This is a genomic window from Maribellus sp. YY47 (assembly GCF_023111095.1).
Classification (GTDB): Bacteria; Bacteroidota; Bacteroidia; order Bacteroidales; family Prolixibacteraceae; genus Draconibacterium.
Genome location: NZ_JALGYW010000005.1, coordinates 42,916 through 61,229, shown reverse-complemented (window position 1 = coordinate 61,229; position 18,314 = coordinate 42,916). Strand labels below are relative to the sequence as shown.

General features: G+C 44.3%; 12 protein-coding genes. 10 read left to right on the top strand and 2 right to left on the bottom strand.

From position 1 onward, the window contains the following. Positions 1–95 precede the first annotated feature (95 nt). From MR764_RS05355 to MR764_RS05345, 3 genes are all read left to right on the top strand, one after another. Positions 96–1,379, top strand: a complete 1,284-nt coding sequence (locus MR764_RS05355; protein ID WP_247978372.1) for a transglutaminase-like domain-containing protein — start codon at positions 96–98, stop codon at positions 1,377–1,379. A gap of 25 nt (positions 1,380–1,404) precedes the next feature. Next, the gene (locus MR764_RS05350) at positions 1,405–3,333 is read left to right on the top strand and encodes a peptide-N-glycosidase F-related protein (protein WP_247978371.1); all 1,929 of its coding nucleotides are present in this window, start codon (positions 1,405–1,407) and stop codon (positions 3,331–3,333) included. A gap of 125 nt (positions 3,334–3,458) precedes the next feature. Continuing rightward, on the top strand, positions 3,459–4,340 hold the full coding sequence (locus MR764_RS05345; RefSeq protein ID WP_247978370.1) for a DUF72 domain-containing protein: 882 nt from the start codon (positions 3,459–3,461) through the stop codon (positions 4,338–4,340). A 14-nt stretch (positions 4,341–4,354) separates the two neighbouring features. Here MR764_RS05345 and MR764_RS05340 read toward each other — a convergent pair whose 3' ends face one another. Next, on the bottom strand, positions 4,355–5,851 hold the full coding sequence (locus MR764_RS05340) for a hypothetical protein (protein ID WP_247978369.1): 1,497 nt from the start codon (positions 5,849–5,851) through the stop codon (positions 4,355–4,357). Positions 5,852–6,212: 361 nt separating this feature from the next. On the opposite strand from MR764_RS05340, the gene MR764_RS05335 reads away from it, so the two are divergent. The 5 genes from MR764_RS05335 (at position 6,213) to MR764_RS05315 (ending at position 15,697) form a co-directional block, all read left to right on the top strand. Further along, positions 6,213–7,523 (top strand): cysteate synthase, encoded by a 1,311-nt coding sequence (locus tag MR764_RS05335; RefSeq protein WP_247978368.1) that lies wholly within the window; start codon positions 6,213–6,215, stop codon positions 7,521–7,523. 70 nt (positions 7,524–7,593) lie between these two features. Then, entirely contained in the window at positions 7,594–10,779 is a 3,186-nt protein-coding gene (locus MR764_RS05330) for a glycoside hydrolase family 2 TIM barrel-domain containing protein (protein ID WP_247978367.1), read from the top strand. Positions 10,780–10,887: 108 nt separating this feature from the next. Next, on the top strand, positions 10,888–11,592 hold the full coding sequence (locus MR764_RS05325) for a lycopene cyclase domain-containing protein (RefSeq protein ID WP_247978366.1): 705 nt from the start codon (positions 10,888–10,890) through the stop codon (positions 11,590–11,592). Continuing rightward, entirely contained in the window at positions 11,589–12,824 is a 1,236-nt protein-coding gene (locus tag MR764_RS05320) for a glycosyltransferase N-terminal domain-containing protein (protein WP_247978365.1), read from the top strand. The genes MR764_RS05325 and MR764_RS05320 overlap by 4 nt, the downstream gene beginning before the upstream one ends. Positions 12,825–13,144: 320 nt before the next feature. After that, a complete protein-coding gene (locus tag MR764_RS05315) occupies positions 13,145–15,697 on the top strand; it encodes an adenosylcobalamin-dependent ribonucleoside-diphosphate reductase (RefSeq protein WP_247978364.1) in 2,553 nt (850 codons plus the stop codon). Positions 15,698–15,890: 193 nt separating this feature from the next. Here MR764_RS05315 and gcvH read toward each other — a convergent pair whose 3' ends face one another. Beyond that, entirely contained in the window at positions 15,891–16,271 is a 381-nt protein-coding gene (gene gcvH, locus MR764_RS05310) for a glycine cleavage system protein GcvH (RefSeq protein WP_247978363.1), read from the bottom strand. A 247-nt stretch (positions 16,272–16,518) separates the two neighbouring features. Here gcvH and tsaE point away from each other — a divergent pair, with 247 nt between their 5' ends. Both tsaE and MR764_RS05300 read left to right on the top strand, forming a co-directional pair. After that, a complete protein-coding gene (gene tsaE / locus MR764_RS05305; protein WP_247978362.1) occupies positions 16,519–16,941 on the top strand; it encodes a tRNA (adenosine(37)-N6)-threonylcarbamoyltransferase complex ATPase subunit type 1 TsaE in 423 nt (140 codons plus the stop codon). A 187-nt stretch (positions 16,942–17,128) separates the two neighbouring features. Then, on the top strand, positions 17,129–18,301 hold the full coding sequence (locus MR764_RS05300; protein ID WP_247978361.1) for an alanine dehydrogenase: 1,173 nt from the start codon (positions 17,129–17,131) through the stop codon (positions 18,299–18,301). The last annotated feature ends 13 nt before the right edge of the window (positions 18,302–18,314 follow it).

The window sequence follows — 18,314 nt, the reverse complement described above, 5'->3', positions numbered from 1 at the left end:
TCATTTTTTCAGGGATTTTTTCCCTCCACAAGTTTATTGTTCATTTTTTTGTGTTAGTTTTGTTTATTATTAAAATATTTTAATAACTCAAAAAGATGAATAAGCTGCTACTACTCGTTGCGACTGTTATGCTGGCGATTGCCTGTCAGTCGAAGTACCCCGGAATTCCAGAAGAATATTATACCCTGCTTGATTCGGCTTTGGTAAAAGCCGGTGAAAATGCGACAGAATTGCAGAAGGCCCTTACCGACGCTCCTTCAGAAGAGAAAGAAGGAATGGCCTTTCTTATCAGCTACATGCCCGAGCGCGACCTGACCACTTTAACCGCTGATTTTCTGCTCGAGAACAACGAATATGCGTATAAAGCCCGCAAGGAATTCCCCTGGTGCGCAGCTTTACCCGATTCTGTTTTTTTGAATGAAGTGTTGCCCTACGCCAATATTTCGGAAGACAGGGATCGCTGGAGACCCGGCTTTTACGAACGCTTTTCGAAATATGCAAAAGGGAAAGACGATATGGTGGAAGTTTTGATGGACATTGCACACAACATTCCCAAAGAAGTGGATGTAGAGTACAACACCAATCGTTCGCGGGTCGATATAAGTCCGTTACAGGCCATGAAGGAACACATGGCAACCTGCACCGGACTCTCCATTTTACTCACCGATGCCTACCGGGCCGTGGGAATCCCATCGCGCCTGGCCGGAACTGCCATGTGGACCAACTACAAAGGCAATCACACCTGGAGCGAAGTATGGATCGACGGAGACTGGAAGTTTATCGAATATTATGTAGACACCTTGGATCAATCGTGGTTTGTGGCAGATGCAGGCAAGGCCGATCCCGATAACATGCTCCACTGGATCTATGCCACGTCTTATAAACCAACCGGACTTCCTTATTATGCGGCAGTCGACGGCCCATATGTTGCCAACGTGGTAGACCTTTCCAAACTCCCCGAAGAGATGCGCCCGCGTTACCAACGAATGAAACAACGGGCTCAGGAAGTGAAGCCTTATATTTGGGGACACAACGTTACTCAACGCTACATCGATTTGTACGAGAAATCAGTACAAAACAGCCAGCTTGCCGAAGATGAACTGCTGGTCAACGTGGTTGTTTTTGCCGACGAAAACACAAGTTCCAGTGAGTCGCGTCTGAGCTGCCGGGTAGATGTTCAAAAAGACGGCGAGAACGTTAATTTTGGATATTCTCCACGCAAAACCGACGACCTGAATCACTTCCTTCAATTTAAGTTGAAGAAAAATACAAGCTACCAGTTTTTGGTCAGCAATCCGGAACAAAACGTCGACAAAACATTCGCTGTTACGACCGGCAACAATGCACAACAAGATATTCAACTCATCCTTTCGAAATAAAAACCATTGAAAACATTCAAGTCTGATGAATAAGAAACTTATCCTTCTGCTCATTGTCCTGTTTTGCGGACAATTCGCTTTCTCCCAACCTTCCAATGTTAAAGTGTTCGACAAAGTAACCATAGTCACCGATCCTTCGCAAGGAGTGAAAAGCTTTGTCAACTGGGGCAAATTTCCTTCAGCCAGTGAAAACGTTCGGCGGGTGGTTATGAATCTCACCCTGGCATATCCTGAAGACAGGGCGATTGCACACTGGGACTACATGGACCGCGTAAAAATTCTGCGTCAGGGCGGGAAGAACGGCAAAGCAGTAAATTTTGAAATCGGCCGCATGCTAACACCCTACGGAAGCAATTTTAAAGAGGGATGGAGCTTTACCTGGAGCATCGACGTTACCGACTTTCAGACCTTTTTGCGCGACAGCGTGGAACTGGAATACATTCACTCGGGATACGAATCACCGGAGCTAGGCTGGGACCTGAGTATTGATTTCGACATCACGTATGGCCCTCAGGTAGCTGACTTTATTACCGTTCAGAAAATGTGGGACGGAAACTATCAATACGGAAACCCGGCCAACAACATCGAAACGCAGTTAACTCCAATAAAAGTTAAAACAGCTAAAAATGCAGCTTTTGGAAGATTCCGGATTCAACATACGGGGCATGGAATGGACGAACCCAGTGGATGTAGCGAGTTTTGCAGCCGCTGGCGCGAGCTAGTTTTTGATGACCAGGTGGTTGATCATCGCGATATGTGGAAAGACTGTGGAAATAACCCACTTTACCCGCAGGGCGGAACGTGGATCTTTGACCGCGCCTATTGGTGCCCCGGCGATTTGCAAGTGCCCGATGTAATCGACATTCAGCTCTCCAAATCGAAACACACCCTCGATCTGAACATGGAGCCACTCACCGCCAATAATATCGATCAGCCCAAAGAGCAGATCACTTCCTATTTTTTCCAATACGGAGAGCCCAACCACACGAACGACGTAATTATCGAAGAAATTATTGCGCCCAACAGTAAAGACAATTACAACCGTTTTAATCCGAGAGGATTCAGTCCGATCATAAAAATCAGAAACCTGGGGAAACAGGACCTGACCAGCCTCGACATTGTCTACAAAACAGTGGGGTTTGCAGAAAAAACCTACAAATGGGAAGGCAACCTCGGCTTTTATGAAGGCGCTGTAATTACCCTGCCCGGAGAAATAGATGCCAATCCCGGCACCAACACTTTCGCAGTAACACTTACCGATCCGAACGGTGTGGCTGACGAATGGGATGCAGACAACAGTCTTGAAGCAAGTTTCGAAGACATTCCTAAGATTCCATCAACATTTGTGGTTGATTTTATGACCAACAATCGCCCAAAAGACAACTCGCTTTATATTGTGAACAGCGAATACGACACAGTATATGCCAAAACTCCTGAAATGCTTGACTCTGCGACCACCTATCTCGATACAATCCAGCTTCCTGAAGGAAACTATTACATGCAGCTGGTTGACACCGCCGGAGATGGGCTGGAATTCTGGTTTCTGGCACAAGCCGGTTACGGACGGCTTCGTTTGAAAGACACCGAAGGAAACCTCGTTCATTTGTTTGAAAGCGACTGCGGAAACGGACAGTTTTATGCATTCAGAGCCGATAATGAAACAAAAGTCGATCCATCGGTTCCTCATCTTTCGGTGAATATTTATCCGCGCATGGTTCGCGATTACGCCACCGTGTACACCACAACCAACAAACCATCAACACTAAAAATCAGAATCACAAAAGACGGCGGGTACATCGAAACCCATGAATTTACCAACATTAAAGATGCGCAAACCGGCCTGGACCTGCGACACCTGGAAGAAGGACGTTATGTGATGGAAATTTATGTGGATGGCGAACACAAAATGAACCGTAGATTTAACAAAGTACCCGAAAGAGGAAGACGACGTTAGCAAATTTCAGATTAACAATAAATAATTGATAACCAGTTATCTTTTACATATCAACATTTCCGGAAATTTGCGTTTGAGTTAAATAAGCGCGAATTTTGTTCTTACAGAATTTAAAAACGCGCGGAATGATTTTTGGAAATGTTGATAATCTCTCGGAGGTTAACTTTGAGCTCCCCCCGGACCACAAAGACACGGAGAAAGTGTTGAAACAGGCGGGAAAAAACGGAAAACCTGAGGTATACGTTGGTTGCGCCAAATGGAACAGAACAGAGTTAAAGGGATTTTATCCAAAAGGGATTAGAGATGAATTGGCTTATTACGCATCACAATTCAACAGCATTGAATTAAATGCCTCCTTTTATGGCACTCCACGAGTTGAGCAGGTTACTGCCTGGCACAGAAAAACTCCGGATGATTTTAAATTCTTTCCGAAGATAACCAGAACGATCAGCCATTTTAAACGCTTAAGGGATGTAAAATACCTTGCAGATGAATTTTGCCTGCACATCAGCAATTTTGAGTCGAAACTGGGAATGGTATTTTTGCAGCTGAATGATAATTTTACCTACAAAGATTTCAAGTATTTAAAAGAATTCGTCACTTCTTTTCCCGTGGGGATTCCGTTGGCTGTTGAACTAAGAAACCAATCGTGGTTCGACGATGAAAAGATCAGCAGCGAACTTTATGCTTTTCTGGAAGAAAATAATGTCACCAATATTATTGTCGACACAGCCGGCAGGCGCGACATGCTTCACATGCGGCTAACAACACCGTCAGCCTTTATTCGTTATGTCGGCGCGAATCACTCTTCCGATTACACTCGCCTCGACGAATGGGTGACACGCATTGAAGATTGGGTTGAAAACGGACTTGAAAATCTTTACTTTTTTGTGCATCAAAATATCGAAGAAGAATCGCCAAAACTGGCAGCACATTTTATTCAGAATTTAAATGAAAAACTCGGTTTCTCGGTAAGAGGTCCGCATCTGAATGGTAAATTATTCTGAGACCCGGTTGTTGTCTAGCCGTACCACGCACGTGTACGTCCCTGCAATTTATCAAGCACATCGTTGGTAACGTTTGCATTTTGCACCACCTGGAAATCAAACATTCCCACGCAAATAAAATCTGCACCATTACGAAAGGCCCATTCAAAACCATCTTCGGGCTGAATGGCTCCTGCCGCCAGTACTTTAAATCCCATCACCGGCACCTTCGCCCGTTCAACAAATTCTACAGTTTTATCTGGAAACAAGCAAAAACAGTTGTCGTGAAACCGGTTGTGATCGGCGTACTTTTTACCGTCCACTTCAAAAGGCACACGGTTTTCACGCGGATGCGCCGACCAGTAATTATCGTGGTGCATGGTTTTCATGTAGTAGTCCGGAATAATTCCGTTTTCTTCGCAGGTCATCAGCGAGTCCACCGTGTGTGAGGCCAGTCCGGCGGTGTATCCCTGAGTGCGAATACGATCCAGCATCTTTTCAATCACATCCAACCGATTGTCGCGCACCAGCCAGTCGCACCAATTTCCCTGCACCTGGACAATATCAACCCCAAAATCAATTGCTTTATCGATGTTTACGTAGTAGTCGTTCTTCTCCATATCGGGATGAACCTGCGAAATAACTTTAATCTTACTGCCCGTAACTTTCTTATATTTTGCCATCAGCTCATTCGTCGGGAAACCAATATTGATGGTGTTTACACCCGTTTTTTCGAGCAACATCAGGGTTTCGAAGATTTTGCGTTCGGTGTTGTACGCCCTGAACAGAGAAGGCACATAATGCAGATCGCGCGAATGAGCCCAGCCTCCGATTAAATTTCCCCCTGCCACCAAACGGCTAATCTCGTGTGGCCCGATTTTCCCCATCGGCACAGTTTTTTTTAATTCTTTGATGTCAACACCGCCAATCTGAACAGTAGCTCCCGAAAGTGCATCCACTCCATAGGTTTTCTGATCGCGAAGCGCTCCTATTCCCAGAACTCCAAGTGCAGGAATGGTGGCCAGGTTTTTAATCGCCTCCCGCCGTGAATAACTAGCCGCTGCTTCCTCTTTCTTTTCCTTTTTAAATTTGAATGAAAGAGCATGCAAGCCCCATCCATTTTCAGGCAAAACAATCAGGACTGCAAGGGCAATTGCTTCAATTAAATTTTTGTTTACGATAAAAAGGTTTCCTTCCATGCCGGCAGTAAAAGTCCCGCCAAACGGAGGATATGCAAAGTAATAAAGCAGGAGTAAAAGAATTCCGGACCAAGAAGAAACGCGGACAGCAAGTCCCAAAAACAATCCAAGACCGATCAGTATCAAGCCGGCAACATTCAAAGGATCAATAACGCTCATCAAAAAGTCTGAACTCCCCATCCAGTGATAAAATCCGGAAAACGGCCCGGTGGAATTCGCCAGATAAGAGGCGGCACTCCAGTTTTCTACCAACAATTTCGATATTCCTTCGTAAAGGAAATGCCAGCCTATGATCATCCGAAAGGCAGTAATTGCGAGTTTTATCCAGTTCATGGTTTAGTTTTGATCCGTGTACGTAAAGCTTTTCATGAAATTCCTTACTCATCCTAAAATAAATGTATCTCATTCATTTTTAAAAGCATAGAACCCTAAAAATAATCAATCCAAATAAGCAAAGAACGGGGACAAAAAAAGCTGTTAAGTATCGCTTTTCCTGCGGTCGAAACAGCCAAACCTTTAACACAGCCAGTTCAGTGTAAATAAAGGATTGATTGCGCATACCATTCAATTCGCTGATAAAAAAAGGTTAGCAGTCATTATATTAATCCTCGCCGCCTGTTTCACGAAAATGCCCAAAGGTTATTTTAAAGCCCGCTCAAAATATTATTTTTGTGCTCTGTTCAATTTTGAGACAATGAGTAAAACTTTTGAAAAAACCGGGTACCAGCTAAAATCGATTAAAACAGGTAAAACTTTTAAAGATACCGGTTGGTTGCTGGATGCACCGGGAGAAGTGGAGCCAACGCTCATCAGGGCGATGTATGAGAAGAAGCAAATTGAAGTAAAAGACGACTCGTGGGGCTTGTACAAATTTGCCGACTGGTTACCCATCAACCGGACTTTGGAAGGATCTTCTGCTCCTGTAACCTACAAAAGTGAAGGGCTTGCCCAGGCATTGGGTCTCAAAAATCTTTGGATTACCTTTAGCGGATACTGGCCCGAAAAGGGCGCCAACATGAAAACTTGTTCGTTCAAAGAAACGGAAGCGTATTCGGTTTGCGGAAGAATGGGCGATGATATGGACAAGATTCTCGTGGTAGCTTCGGCAGGAAATACATCAAGAGCCTTTGCTAAAGTTTGTTCCGATAACAATATTCCGCTCTTAATAAGTGTTCCCGAAGACAACATCAAAGCGCTGTGGTTCGATCAACCCATCAACGATTGCGTAAAACTGATCTGCAGCCGCTCGGGCAGCGATTATTTCGATGCCATCCATTTATCGAACATTGTGGCGGCCACTCCGGGATTTATAGCTGAAGGCGGAGCCAAAAACGTTGCACGCCGCGACGGAATGGCTACAACCATGCTTTCGGCCACTACTACCATCGGACGTATTCCTGATTATTATTTTCAGGCCATTGGGAGCGGAACAGGAGCGATTGCGGCCTGGGAAGCCAACCTCCGTTTAATTGAAGACGGACGTTTTGGTTCCAACAAAATGAAACTGATGGTTTCGCAAAACCTCCCGTTTAAACCGATCCACGATGCATGGAAAGCCGGATCAAGAGCCATGCTTCCGTTTGACGATCATCACGCACGGACGCAGGTAGAAGAAATTGTAGCCAAGGTGTTATCGAACCGCAAACCTCCGTACCCGATAACCGGCGGCCTGTACGATGCCATGATGGATGCAGGCGGCGATGTGCTTCTGGCAACCAACCAGGAAGCGGCAGAGGCCGGAAAACTCTTCCTCGAAACCGAGGGTAACGACATTCACCCGGCGTCGGCGGTGGCAACCGCTACTTTAATTGCCGCAGCCAAAAACGGAACGGTAAAGGCAGATGACCTGATCATGCTGAACATTACCGGTGGTGGCGAAGAAAAATTCAAGCAAGAAAACGAATTGTTTTATCTGAAACCTGAAATTGTTTTTGATATCCATCCGAGCGAAGAAGAAGTAAAAGAACAGGTATCAAAGCTTTTTCATCCGGTTCAGCAGGTATAGAAAAAAGGGCAAAAGTGCCCTTCTACATATTAACTTGGCCTAGTAATTACGCATTCAAACTAAATTTAACATGAAAAACAGAACTGCTTTCATGCTGGTTTTGGCATTGGTTATCATGACCTCATGCAACCGGTATACCGATTATTCGGATGTTCCTTTTGAGGAACCCAACCCAAAGCCCTGGGAAGATCCAAACATCAACGAAGTGAACCGAATGGAGCCACATGCCTCCTTTATTCCGTTTACGGCAACTGAACCGGCACGTACCGAAGACAAATGGCAATCGCTGCTGGTGCAATCTCTCAACGGCCCGTGGCAATTCCATCTGTCAAACAACCCGGCAGAACGTCCTTTCTGGTTTTTTAAGAACGATTTCGATACACGTTCGTGGGACCAGATCGAAGTACCTTCGAACTGGCAAATGAAAGGTTACGACTACCCGATTTATACCAACGTAAAATACCCGCACAAAACCACTCCGCCGCTGATTACCGACGATTACAATCCGGTAGGTTCGTACAAAAGAACTTTTGAAATTCCGGCCAACTGGAAGAACAAACAGGTTATTGTGCACTTCGGAGCAGCAGGTGCCAGCCTCAGCCTTTGGGTGAACGAACAATACGTGGGTTACAGCGAAGACAGCAAAACTCCCATGGAATTTGACATCACTCCGTTCCTGAAATCAGGTAAAAACACAATGGCAGTAGAAATATTCCGCTGGTGCGATGGCTCTTATCTCGAAGACCAGGATTTTTGGCGCTTAAGCGGAATTACACGCGACGTTTACCTGGTGGCCAGAGGAAATCAGGCTGTAAAAGATTTCAGTATCGGCTCCAATCTCGACGAATCCTACAAAAACGGTTTATTTACCTTGAATGTGGATCTGGTAAACGATGGCGAATTAACGGTAGATGTAACCCTGTCGGATAACGGAACAGTGGTAAAAGAGTTTTCTGAAACCACTACCGACACGCATATTGCCTTCGAAACTGAAATTGAAAACGTAAAACAATGGTCGGCAGAAATTCCAAATCTTTACGAATTGCTGATCACCTTGCGCAACAAAAAGGGCATCATAGAAGTGATCCGTCAGGAAGTCGGTTTCAGAAGCGTTGAAATTAAAGACGGTGTTCTGCAGGTGAACGGACAATATGTTTACATGAAAGGGGTCGACCTGCACGAACACAACGACAAAACAGGCCACGTTCAGGACAAAGCCACGATGTTGCTGGATATTAAAGTAATGAAAGAAAACAACATCAACGCGGTTCGCACGTCGCATTACCCACAACCGGAACTTTGGTACGACCTGTGCAACAAATTCGGGCTGTACATTATCGACGAAGCCAATGTGGAATCACACGGAATGGGCTACGGAGACGAATCGCTCGCAAAAAATACTGATTGGAAAGCAGCGCACTTGTTCCGCACCAAAAACATGTTCGAAAGAGACAAAAACCAGCCTTGTATTGTAACTTGGTCGCTGGGGAACGAAGCCGGAAACGGGGTAAATTTTGATGCGACTTACGACTATCTGAAATCAGTAGATTCCACACGCCCGGTGCAGTACGAACAGGCACATGGTGGAAGAAATACCGATATTATGTGCCCGATGTATATGAGAATTGAAGGCATGATCAAATATGCGGAAAGCAATCCTGAAAAACCGCTGATTCAATGCGAATACGCGCACGCCATGGGCAACAGCGTGGGTAACCTGCAGGATTACTGGGACGCGATCGAGAAATACCCCGCCCTTCAGGGAGGATTCATATGGGACTGGGTTGACCAGGGACTGCTTACCACCAACGAAAACGGTGAAGAATACTGGGCTTATGGCGGCGATTTTGGCCCCAAAGATGTTCCCTCGGATGGAAACTTCTGTTTGAACGGGCTGGTAAACCCCGACAGAACACCAAAACCTCACCTACTGGAAGTCAAGAAAGTATACCAGTATATTGGTTTTAAAGCCGAAGATCTGAAGACAGGGACCATCACCGTTCAAAACAAGTATGCTTTCCTCGATCTTTCAGCATTCGATTTTGTATGGGAAGTTACCGGTGATGGAAAAATGGTGGACAACGGAAACCTGGGCAATGTTGAACTGGCTCCGGGTGAATCACAAACATTTACCATCGATTACAGCCTTACTCCGGAACCGGGAGTTGAGTACTTCCTCACTTTAAAAGCCAAATTGAAAAAAGACTGGAGCCTGCTCGAAGCCGGGACTGAATTAGCCGCCGAGCAATTTGAGTTACCGATTTTTGTCCCAGTCGCAAAGGCAAATAACAGCCAGCTCCCTTCCCTTGAATTAAAAGACACCGATTCAGAAGCGCTCCTTAGCGGAGAAGGCTTTGCCATTGCTTTCGACAAAAAAGCCGGTGTAATCAAGAGTTTTAAAGAAGGGGAAACCGAATTACTGACCAGCGGACCCGTTCCGAATTTCTGGCGGGCACCGATCGACAACGACTTTGGCAACAACCTGCACAACCGCTCCAGAGTTTGGAGAACGGCAGGAGAAACCCGCAAACTGCTTAAGTCGAATGTAAAAAAGATCAGCAATTCAGAAATACAGGTAGAGTTTGTGTTTGACCTGGTTAATGAAGAAGGTGCAAAAATTGCAAGTTATAACTCAACTTATACCGTTTACGGAACGGGAGATGTAGTGGTAAACAATCATTTTAAAATGACAGCCAAAGATCTTCCCGAAATCGTACGAATGGGCATGAACCTGGTAATGCCACGCAAGTTCGACCAGATGAGCTGGCTGGGCCGCGGACCACAAGAATCGTATTGCGACCGGAAAACCGGTGCCTTTGTTGGACTGTACAGCGGGAGCGTAGCCGACCAGTACTGGGCTTATTTACGCCCACAGGAAAATGGCAACAAAACCGACGTTCGCTGGATGACCATCACCGACAGTGAAGGAAACGGGTTGTTGTTTACCGGAATGCCGCTGCTGGAAGTAAGTGCGCACCACAATCTTATGGAAGATTTTGAATCGATGGAGCGCACCGACGGCCGCCAGATTGAAGGTATCACCGTAGTGAACCGCCACACCACCGATGTAAAACCACGCGAGCTGACTTCGGTAAATGTGGATTACAAACAAATGGGTGTTGGAGGCGACAACAGCTGGGGCGCGTGGACTCACGACCAGTACCGCCTCACCGGAAAAGAATACAGTTATTCCTTCCGAATGACTCCTCTTGCAAGAGAAGACGACCCGTTAAAAATCGCTAAAGCGCAGTTTTAATCCGGCTCTTTAATACAAAAAGTCATGCTTTCAACTTATCCGAAGGCATGACTTTTTTTGTTACAATACCTCCATATTTTTAAATAACTTTGGCGCAAATTCAGACAAATGGAATTCAAAAATCTTAGCTACTTTTTACTGCTTGCGGGCTATCTGGTGATCCCATTCATCCTGGGTTACCGGAATAAAGTGCGCTTTGTTTTCCGTTTGCGCTACCTTATTCCGGCAACCTTATTTGCCGGCGCTATTTTCATCATGTGGGACCGCAGTTTTATCGAACTCGATATCTGGAGTTTTAATCCGGAATACATGAGCGGCATCCAATGGCTACAAGTACCTGCCGAAGAATGGCTTTCCTTCATCGTTATTCCATGGTCGGCTGTGTATATTTACGAGTGGCTGAAAATCCGCTTCGAAAACTTTGAACAACCCAGAATTTTTGTGATCCTGAGCCTGGTTGGCTTCCTTGTTCTGGCGCTTCTTGCTTATATCTACCGAAGAAACATGTTCAGCTTTTTTACCTTTTTCCTCGCTGCGATTTATCTCGGATACACCGTATTCCGAAACCGGTTCAGGAAAAATATGACCAAGTTTTACCTGGCGTTTTTTATCATGCTTCTCCCCTTCACGATCATTTCTTCAGTAATAAGCCGGCTCGGAATAATAAGTTACAACACAAAGCACATTATGAACATCTATTTGGCCGATTTCCCGGTAGAGAAGTTTGCCTACCTGTTTTTAATGCTTTTAATTCATATTACGATTTACGAATATTTAAGTGAACGCCGGTATTTCTTAGACTTCAAGTTATGACATTCCTTTATAATTTAGGCATATACTTCTATGCACTTGCCACACGCGTGGCCGCCTTGTTTAATCCCAAAGCCAAACTTTTTGTAGCGGGCAGAAAAAACTGGAAACAGCAACTAAAATCAAAAGTCGACAGCCAAGCCGACTATCTCTGGTTTCACTGTGCGTCGCTGGGAGAATTCGAACAGGGCAGACCGGTTATTGAAGAAGTAAAAAAGCAGTTTCCCAACTACAAAATTGCACTGACTTTCTTTTCTCCGTCGGGCTACGAGATCCGCAAAAACTACGATGGCGCCGACCTGATCGCCTATTTACCGATGGATACGAAAAGCAATGTCAGATACTTTTTGGATGTTCTTAATCCCCAAAAAGCATTCTTTGTAAAGTACGAATACTGGTACAATTACATCCACCAGTTAAAGCAGCGAAACATTCCACTTTATATTGTATCGGCGATTTTCCGCGAAAACCAGTCGTTCTTTAAAAACGGCCTGTGGGGAAAATGGTACAGAAAAATGCTGTTCCGTTTCGAGCACATTTTTATTCAGAATGAAAAATCGGCGGAATTGCTGGAAAAAATTGGCATCAACAATTACACGATTGCCGGCGACACTCGTTTCGACCGTGTAGCTGCCATTGCAAAGAGTGCAAAAAAGTTTGAAAATGTTGAAAAGTTCAAAGGCGACTCCCCGCTAATTATTGCCGGGAGCACCTGGAAGCCTGATGAAGAGCTGCTTGCGCCGTTTATTAACAGCAGCAAAGGAGTTAAGTTCATAATTGCGCCACACGAAGTTGCCCCTGCCAATATTAACAGAATCCACCAATTGTTGAAAAAGAAGGCCATTTCGTTTAGTAAAGTACAAAATACGGCAATCGACGATTACGAGGTGTTAATAATTGATTCGATTGGCATTTTATCATCGCTTTATCAGTACGGAAACATAGCCTACATAGGCGGTGGCTTTGGAGTTGGCATCCACAACATACTGGAAGCAGCTACATTTAAACTACCCATTATCTTCGGACCAAACTACCTTAAGTTTAAAGAAGCGGTTGACCTTGTCGAACAAAAGGGAGCGTTTCCGATCAAAAACTCCGACTCGCTAAACACGGTATTAAACCTGCTTCTCGATAACGAAACCGAGCTCAAAAAAGCCTCCGGAATCTGCGAAAAATATGTAGAAAAAAACGTGGGATCGACAAAGCTTATCATGAATAAAGTTTTTAACACGTGAGTTAATTTTGCATGCTTTTTGTTAGAAAAAAATCTCTCAAAAAATTGAATTATTTCCCCAAAGATTCTATAGAAAAATACATCTTCATTGTATGTTAAAATTACATTTTTGGTAAACTTTTCTTCGCTATCAAACATGTAACTAACTGCCATTATGTGATATAACTTTTTGAAGTTGATAACTTTTAATGAATTTATTGGAGAAAATATTCCAAATTCTTCTTTTCGTATCTATATTGCATTACACAAATTCACAAGCCGAAAACTAGAGCAATCAAGGAAGATTATCTTATTAATATTTAACTCACATATAGGAATAAAATGGCATTAAACGAAGTATCTGTAAAGGCCCCGGCGGGCAAAAAAATTTACGCTCAGGAAGAAGCGGTAAAAGCCTCGCTAGAGTACTTCAAAGGAGATGACTTGGCTGCAAGGGTCTGGGTAAATAAATATGCACTGAAAGATTCTTTCGGAAATATTTTTGAACTTACCCCTGACGATATGCACCGAAGACTGGCGAAAGAAATTGCCAGAATTGAAGAGCGCTATCCCAACCCTCTGACAGCAGAGGAGATTTATGGCGTATTAAAAGACTTTAAATACATCGTACCACAGGGTGGCCCCATGACAGGTATTGGTAACGATTATCAAATTGCCTCCCTATCAAACTGCTTTGTGGTTGGAAACGATGGCAATTCCGACTCTTATGGCGGAATCATGAAGATTGACCAGGAACAGGTTCAGTTAATGAAACGCCGCGGTGGTGTTGGACACGATCTTTCTCACATTCGTCCGAAAGGTTCTCCGGTTAAGAATTCGGCACTTACTTCAACCGGCATTGTTCCTTTTATGGAACGCTATTCAAACTCGACACGCGAAGTAGCCCAGGATGGACGTCGTGGTGCTCTCATGTTGTCGGTTTCAATCAAACATCCCGACTCCGAAAGCTTTATCGACGCGAAAATGGAACAGGGCAAAGTAACCGGAGCAAACGTTTCTGTTAAAATCCAGGACGACTTTATGCAAGCCGTAGAAGCAGGCACACCCTACGTACAGCAATATCCGGTAACAGGGAAAGCAATATATAGTAAAGAAACAGATGCTATGCGTCTTTGGCAAAAGATTGTTAAAAACGCCTGGCAATCGGCCGAACCCGGTATTTTATTCTGGGATACGATCATAAAAGAATCGGTTCCGGATTGTTATGCCGACCTTGGATACCGTACCGTATCGACCAACCCTTGCGGAGAAATTCCATTGTGCCCATACGACAGTTGTCGATTGCTGGCCATTAACCTGTATTCCTATGTTGAAAATCCATTTACTCCGCAGGCTAAATTCAATTTCGAATTGTTCAAAGAACATGTTCATTACGCACAACGCCTGATGGATGACATTATCGATCTTGAACTGGAAAAGATTGATGCCATTATTGAAAAAATAGACGCCGATCCGGAGGCTGAGGAAATTAAATACACCGAAAGGAAATTGTGGGAAAACATTCAACGCAAAGCTAAAGAAGGCCGCAGAACCGGTATTGGCATCACTGCCGAAGGCGACATGCTTGCAGCTCTTGGTTTGCGTTATGGAAGCGAAAATGCAACCGACTTCTCGGTTGAAATCCACAAAACCATTGCAATAGAAGCTTACCGCTCTTCTGTTCACCTGGCCAAAGAACGTGGACCGTTCACCATCTACGATGCAGAACGCGAAAAAAACAATCCGCTTATTAACCGGATTAAAGAAGAAGACGCTGCTTTATACGAAAAAATGACCAAGTACGGTCGCCGGAATATTGCACTGCTTACCATTGCACCAACCGGAACTACCAGCTTGATGACCCAAACTACCTCGGGAATCGAGCCCGTGTTCCTGCCAGTATACAAACGCCGCCGGAAAGTAAATCCAAACGACAAGGATGTTCGTGTTGATTTTATTGACGAGGTGGGCGATCACTGGGAAGAATTCACGGTATTTCATCACCACTTCAAAACCTGGATGAAAACCAACGGTTACGACACCAGCCGCGAATACAGCCAGGAAGAACTGGATGCACTGGTCGAAAAATCGCCTTATTACAAAGCTACTTCAAACGACGTTGACTGGTTAAACAAAGTACGCATGCAGGGTCGCATCCAGAAATGGGTAGACCACTCCATTTCGGTTACCATCAACTTACCCAGCGATGTAAAAGAAGAATTGGTGGGCGACCTATATTTTGAAGCCTGGAAAAGCGGTTGTAAAGGAGTTACCGTTTATCGCGACGGATCGCGCTCGGGAGTGCTGATTTCGAATGATAAACCGGAGAAGAAAACAAGCGGTGCATTTCCTACTCACCGTCCGGAAAAACTGGAAGCCGATGTGGTTCGTTTCCAGAACAACAAAGACAAATGGATCGCCTTCATTGGCTTGGCCGACGGTAAACCCTACGAGATTTTCACCGGGTTGCACGACGATGAAGACGGAATTTTGCTGCCGCGCTCGGTGGGCAAGGGCTACATCATCAAAAGCCGGATTGACGAAGAGAATTCGCGTTACGATTTCCAATACATGAATAAACGTGGCTACAAAACCACCATCGAAGGATTGTCGCACAAGTTTAACCCGGTGTACTGGAACTATGCAAAACTGATTTCAGGAACTTTGCGCCACGGCATGCCAATCCATAAAGTTGTAGAATTGGTAACCAGTCTGCAACTCGACAACGAAACCATTAACTCGTGGAAAGCAGGAGTTGCCCGCGCACTTAAAAAGTACATTCCCGACGGAACAATCGCCGATGGAACCAAGTGTGGTGAATGCGGATCAGACGAAGTAATTTATCAGGAAGGATGTCTTACCTGCATTTCCTGTGGCTCATCTAAATGCGGTTAACGCACATGCGCCCCTGATTAATAATCGGGCCTAAAAAACAGATACGCAATTACGATTCAAATACAAAGCCCCGCCGATTGGCGGGGCTTTTCTTATGCTTTCATCTTTCTGTTTTGAAAGAAATCTATTTCTGGATCATACGAAAAAGGCGCAACTAAAAAGTTACGCCTTCAAATATTCTCGATTTTATCGCTTATGCTTCAAGCATTGCTTTGTAAGCTTCGGCATCCATCAGTTCAGCCAGTTCTCCAGCATCCGAAACTTTAACTTTAATCATCCAACCATCACCGTAGGGATCTTTGTTTACCAGCTCCGGATCGTCGGCCAGTGCTTCGTTAACTTCTGTAACTTCACCGCCAACCGGCATAAACAAATCAGAAACTGTTTTAACTGCCTCTACGGTACCAAAAGTCTCGCCTTTTCCCAGTTCTTCTCCTTCAGTTTCAATTTCAACAAAAACTACATCGCCTAATTCACCCTGTGCAAAATCGGTGATACCAACCACTGCAACGTCGCCTTCAACGCGTACCCATTCGTGGTCTTGCGTGTATTTCAATTCAGCAGGAATATTCATATTATTAAATTTTAAATTATTTCAATGTATAATATGGAACTCGCCAATGAAGATCTTCTTGTTCGCGAAAATCATTCCGGCTCGCTTCATAATGAAAGATCTCCTAGATTCTCGTCAAAATTAAGATATTTTGCCGAAATACGAACCCACAAAAAACAACCATTTCCCTGATTTTTACCCAATTTTAGCATCGATATAAGATAGTTTTGACTCTTTTTGTATTATTGCAAAAAATTACCGCAGTAATATGTATTCAAGAAAAGTAGAATCATTATCCGCTCTGCCCGCAGTTGCGAAAGAATTAATCAGCACTTTCCCCAGCGAAAGAGTATTTGCATTTTACGGAAAAATGGGAGCCGGAAAAACGACATTTATTCAATCCATTTGCCGCGAATTGGGAAGTAGCGACAACATTACCAGTCCTACTTTTGCGCTGATCAACGAATACAACACCGCCAATATGGAATCGATTTTTCATTTCGATTTCTACCGGATAAAAGACATTGAAGAAGCCTTTGACCTGGGTTATGAAGACTACATTTACAGCGGCAGTTACTGCTTAATTGAATGGCCCGAAATGATTGAACCGCTGCTGCCGCAAAAAATGGTTGAAGTGAGAATCGAAGTTTCGGAAGAGGGTTTTCGGCAAATAACAGCTCAAACCATCTGATTGACTGACACATAACCACAAACGACACCTCCACTTATCCCATTCTTGCGGCCAAGCGACAAATTCAGTTCTTCATTTTGAAAAATCCGCTTTTGCTTGTAAATTGCTGATGTCAAAAAACACCGGTTAATAACTCTACGTTTCGACAATGGAAAAAGCAAAAGAAAAGGTTTCAATACCCAAGTCAATGTTACTGCCAAAGGAGGAAATGCTGGAGGTTCGAAAGAAAGGGCAGAAATTAAAAATTGGGATACCTTCCGATTTTTCCAAGGTGGAGTACCGCGTGCCTTTAACACCACAGGCAGTTGATTTGCTGGTATCGTACGGCCACGAAATATACATTGAAAAAGATTCCGGAAAATCGGCCAGTTACAGCAACGAGGATTTCCAAAAAGCAGGTGCCATTATTGTTGAAACCAAGGAAGAAACTTTTCAGTGCGACATCATTTTGCGTCTGGCCACCTTTAGCAACGAGGAAATTGACGCTCTGCGCGGCAACCAGGTGATCATCTCGAGTATGCAAATTCAGGCTTACTGCATGGAATCCATCCAAAAACTCATGCAGAAGAAGGTAACTACCATTGCTTTCGAATATTTGGAAAACGAAGATGGTTTCTTACCCTTTGTGCATCAAATGAGCCAAATAGCAGGAGTTACTTCCATAACAGTTGCCAGCGAATATTTGAGTAAATCAAGAAATGGCAAGGGTGTTTTGTTCGGTGAAGTTACCGGTGTTACACCTGCCGAACTTGTAATTATCGGCACCAGCACTGCTGCAGAATACGCCGCCCGCGCTGCCCTGGGGCTTGGGATTTTTGTAAAGGTTTTCGACACTTCGGTTTACGAACTTAGCAAACTGGAAGAAAAACTGGGGCGCCGGATTTTTACATCGGTATTTTATCCCAAAGTTTTAAAGAAAGCACTGGTATCAGCTGATGCCGTAATTGGCGCCGCTTCGTTTAATACTCCGCCCAAATTCAAGGTCTCTGAGGAATTGATCAAACAAATGAAAGAAGGTTCAGTCATTATCGACCTCAATATGAACCAGGGAGGATGTTTTGAAACTTCGGAATGTACCGACTTCAACAATCCAACATTTGTAAAACACGGAGTAGTACATTATTGTGTGCCTAACTCTCCGGCAATGGTTGCGCGAACGGCTTCCATTTCAATGAGCAATATCCTCATTCCTATTCTTCTGGCCGTCGGCGATAACGGCGGAGTGGATAATTACATAAAAGTTTCGAAAGGATTCCGGAAGGGTGTGTACATTTACCAGGGAATACTTACCAACCACAACATTGGGCGACTGTTCAATATTCCATCGAAAGACATTAATTTGTTGCTCGCGGTTTTTTAACCCTCAAAACTAC

Excerpts from the sequence above, each read along its gene's own strand:
- MR764_RS05355 (WP_247978372.1), top strand. The coding sequence starts at position 96 with ATGAATAAGCTGCTACTACTCGTTGCGACTGTTATGCTGGCGATTGCC.
- MR764_RS05350 (WP_247978371.1), top strand. The coding sequence starts at position 1,405 with ATGAATAAGAAACTTATCCTTCTGCTCATTGTCCTGTTTTGCGGACAA.
- MR764_RS05345 (WP_247978370.1), top strand. The coding sequence starts at position 3,459 with ATGATTTTTGGAAATGTTGATAATCTCTCGGAGGTTAACTTTGAGCTC.
- MR764_RS05340 (WP_247978369.1), bottom strand. The coding sequence starts at position 5,851 with ATGAACTGGATAAAACTCGCAATTACTGCCTTTCGGATGATCATAGGC.
- MR764_RS05335 (WP_247978368.1), top strand. The coding sequence starts at position 6,213 with ATGAGTAAAACTTTTGAAAAAACCGGGTACCAGCTAAAATCGATTAAA.
- MR764_RS05330 (WP_247978367.1), top strand. The coding sequence starts at position 7,594 with ATGAAAAACAGAACTGCTTTCATGCTGGTTTTGGCATTGGTTATCATG.
- MR764_RS05325 (WP_247978366.1), top strand. The coding sequence starts at position 10,888 with ATGGAATTCAAAAATCTTAGCTACTTTTTACTGCTTGCGGGCTATCTG.
- MR764_RS05320 (WP_247978365.1), top strand. The coding sequence starts at position 11,589 with ATGACATTCCTTTATAATTTAGGCATATACTTCTATGCACTTGCCACA.
- MR764_RS05315 (WP_247978364.1), top strand. The coding sequence starts at position 13,145 with ATGGCATTAAACGAAGTATCTGTAAAGGCCCCGGCGGGCAAAAAAATT.
- gcvH (WP_247978363.1), bottom strand. The coding sequence starts at position 16,271 with ATGAATATTCCTGCTGAATTGAAATACACGCAAGACCACGAATGGGTA.
- tsaE (WP_247978362.1), top strand. The coding sequence starts at position 16,519 with ATGTATTCAAGAAAAGTAGAATCATTATCCGCTCTGCCCGCAGTTGCG.
- MR764_RS05300 (WP_247978361.1), top strand. The coding sequence starts at position 17,129 with ATGTTACTGCCAAAGGAGGAAATGCTGGAGGTTCGAAAGAAAGGGCAG.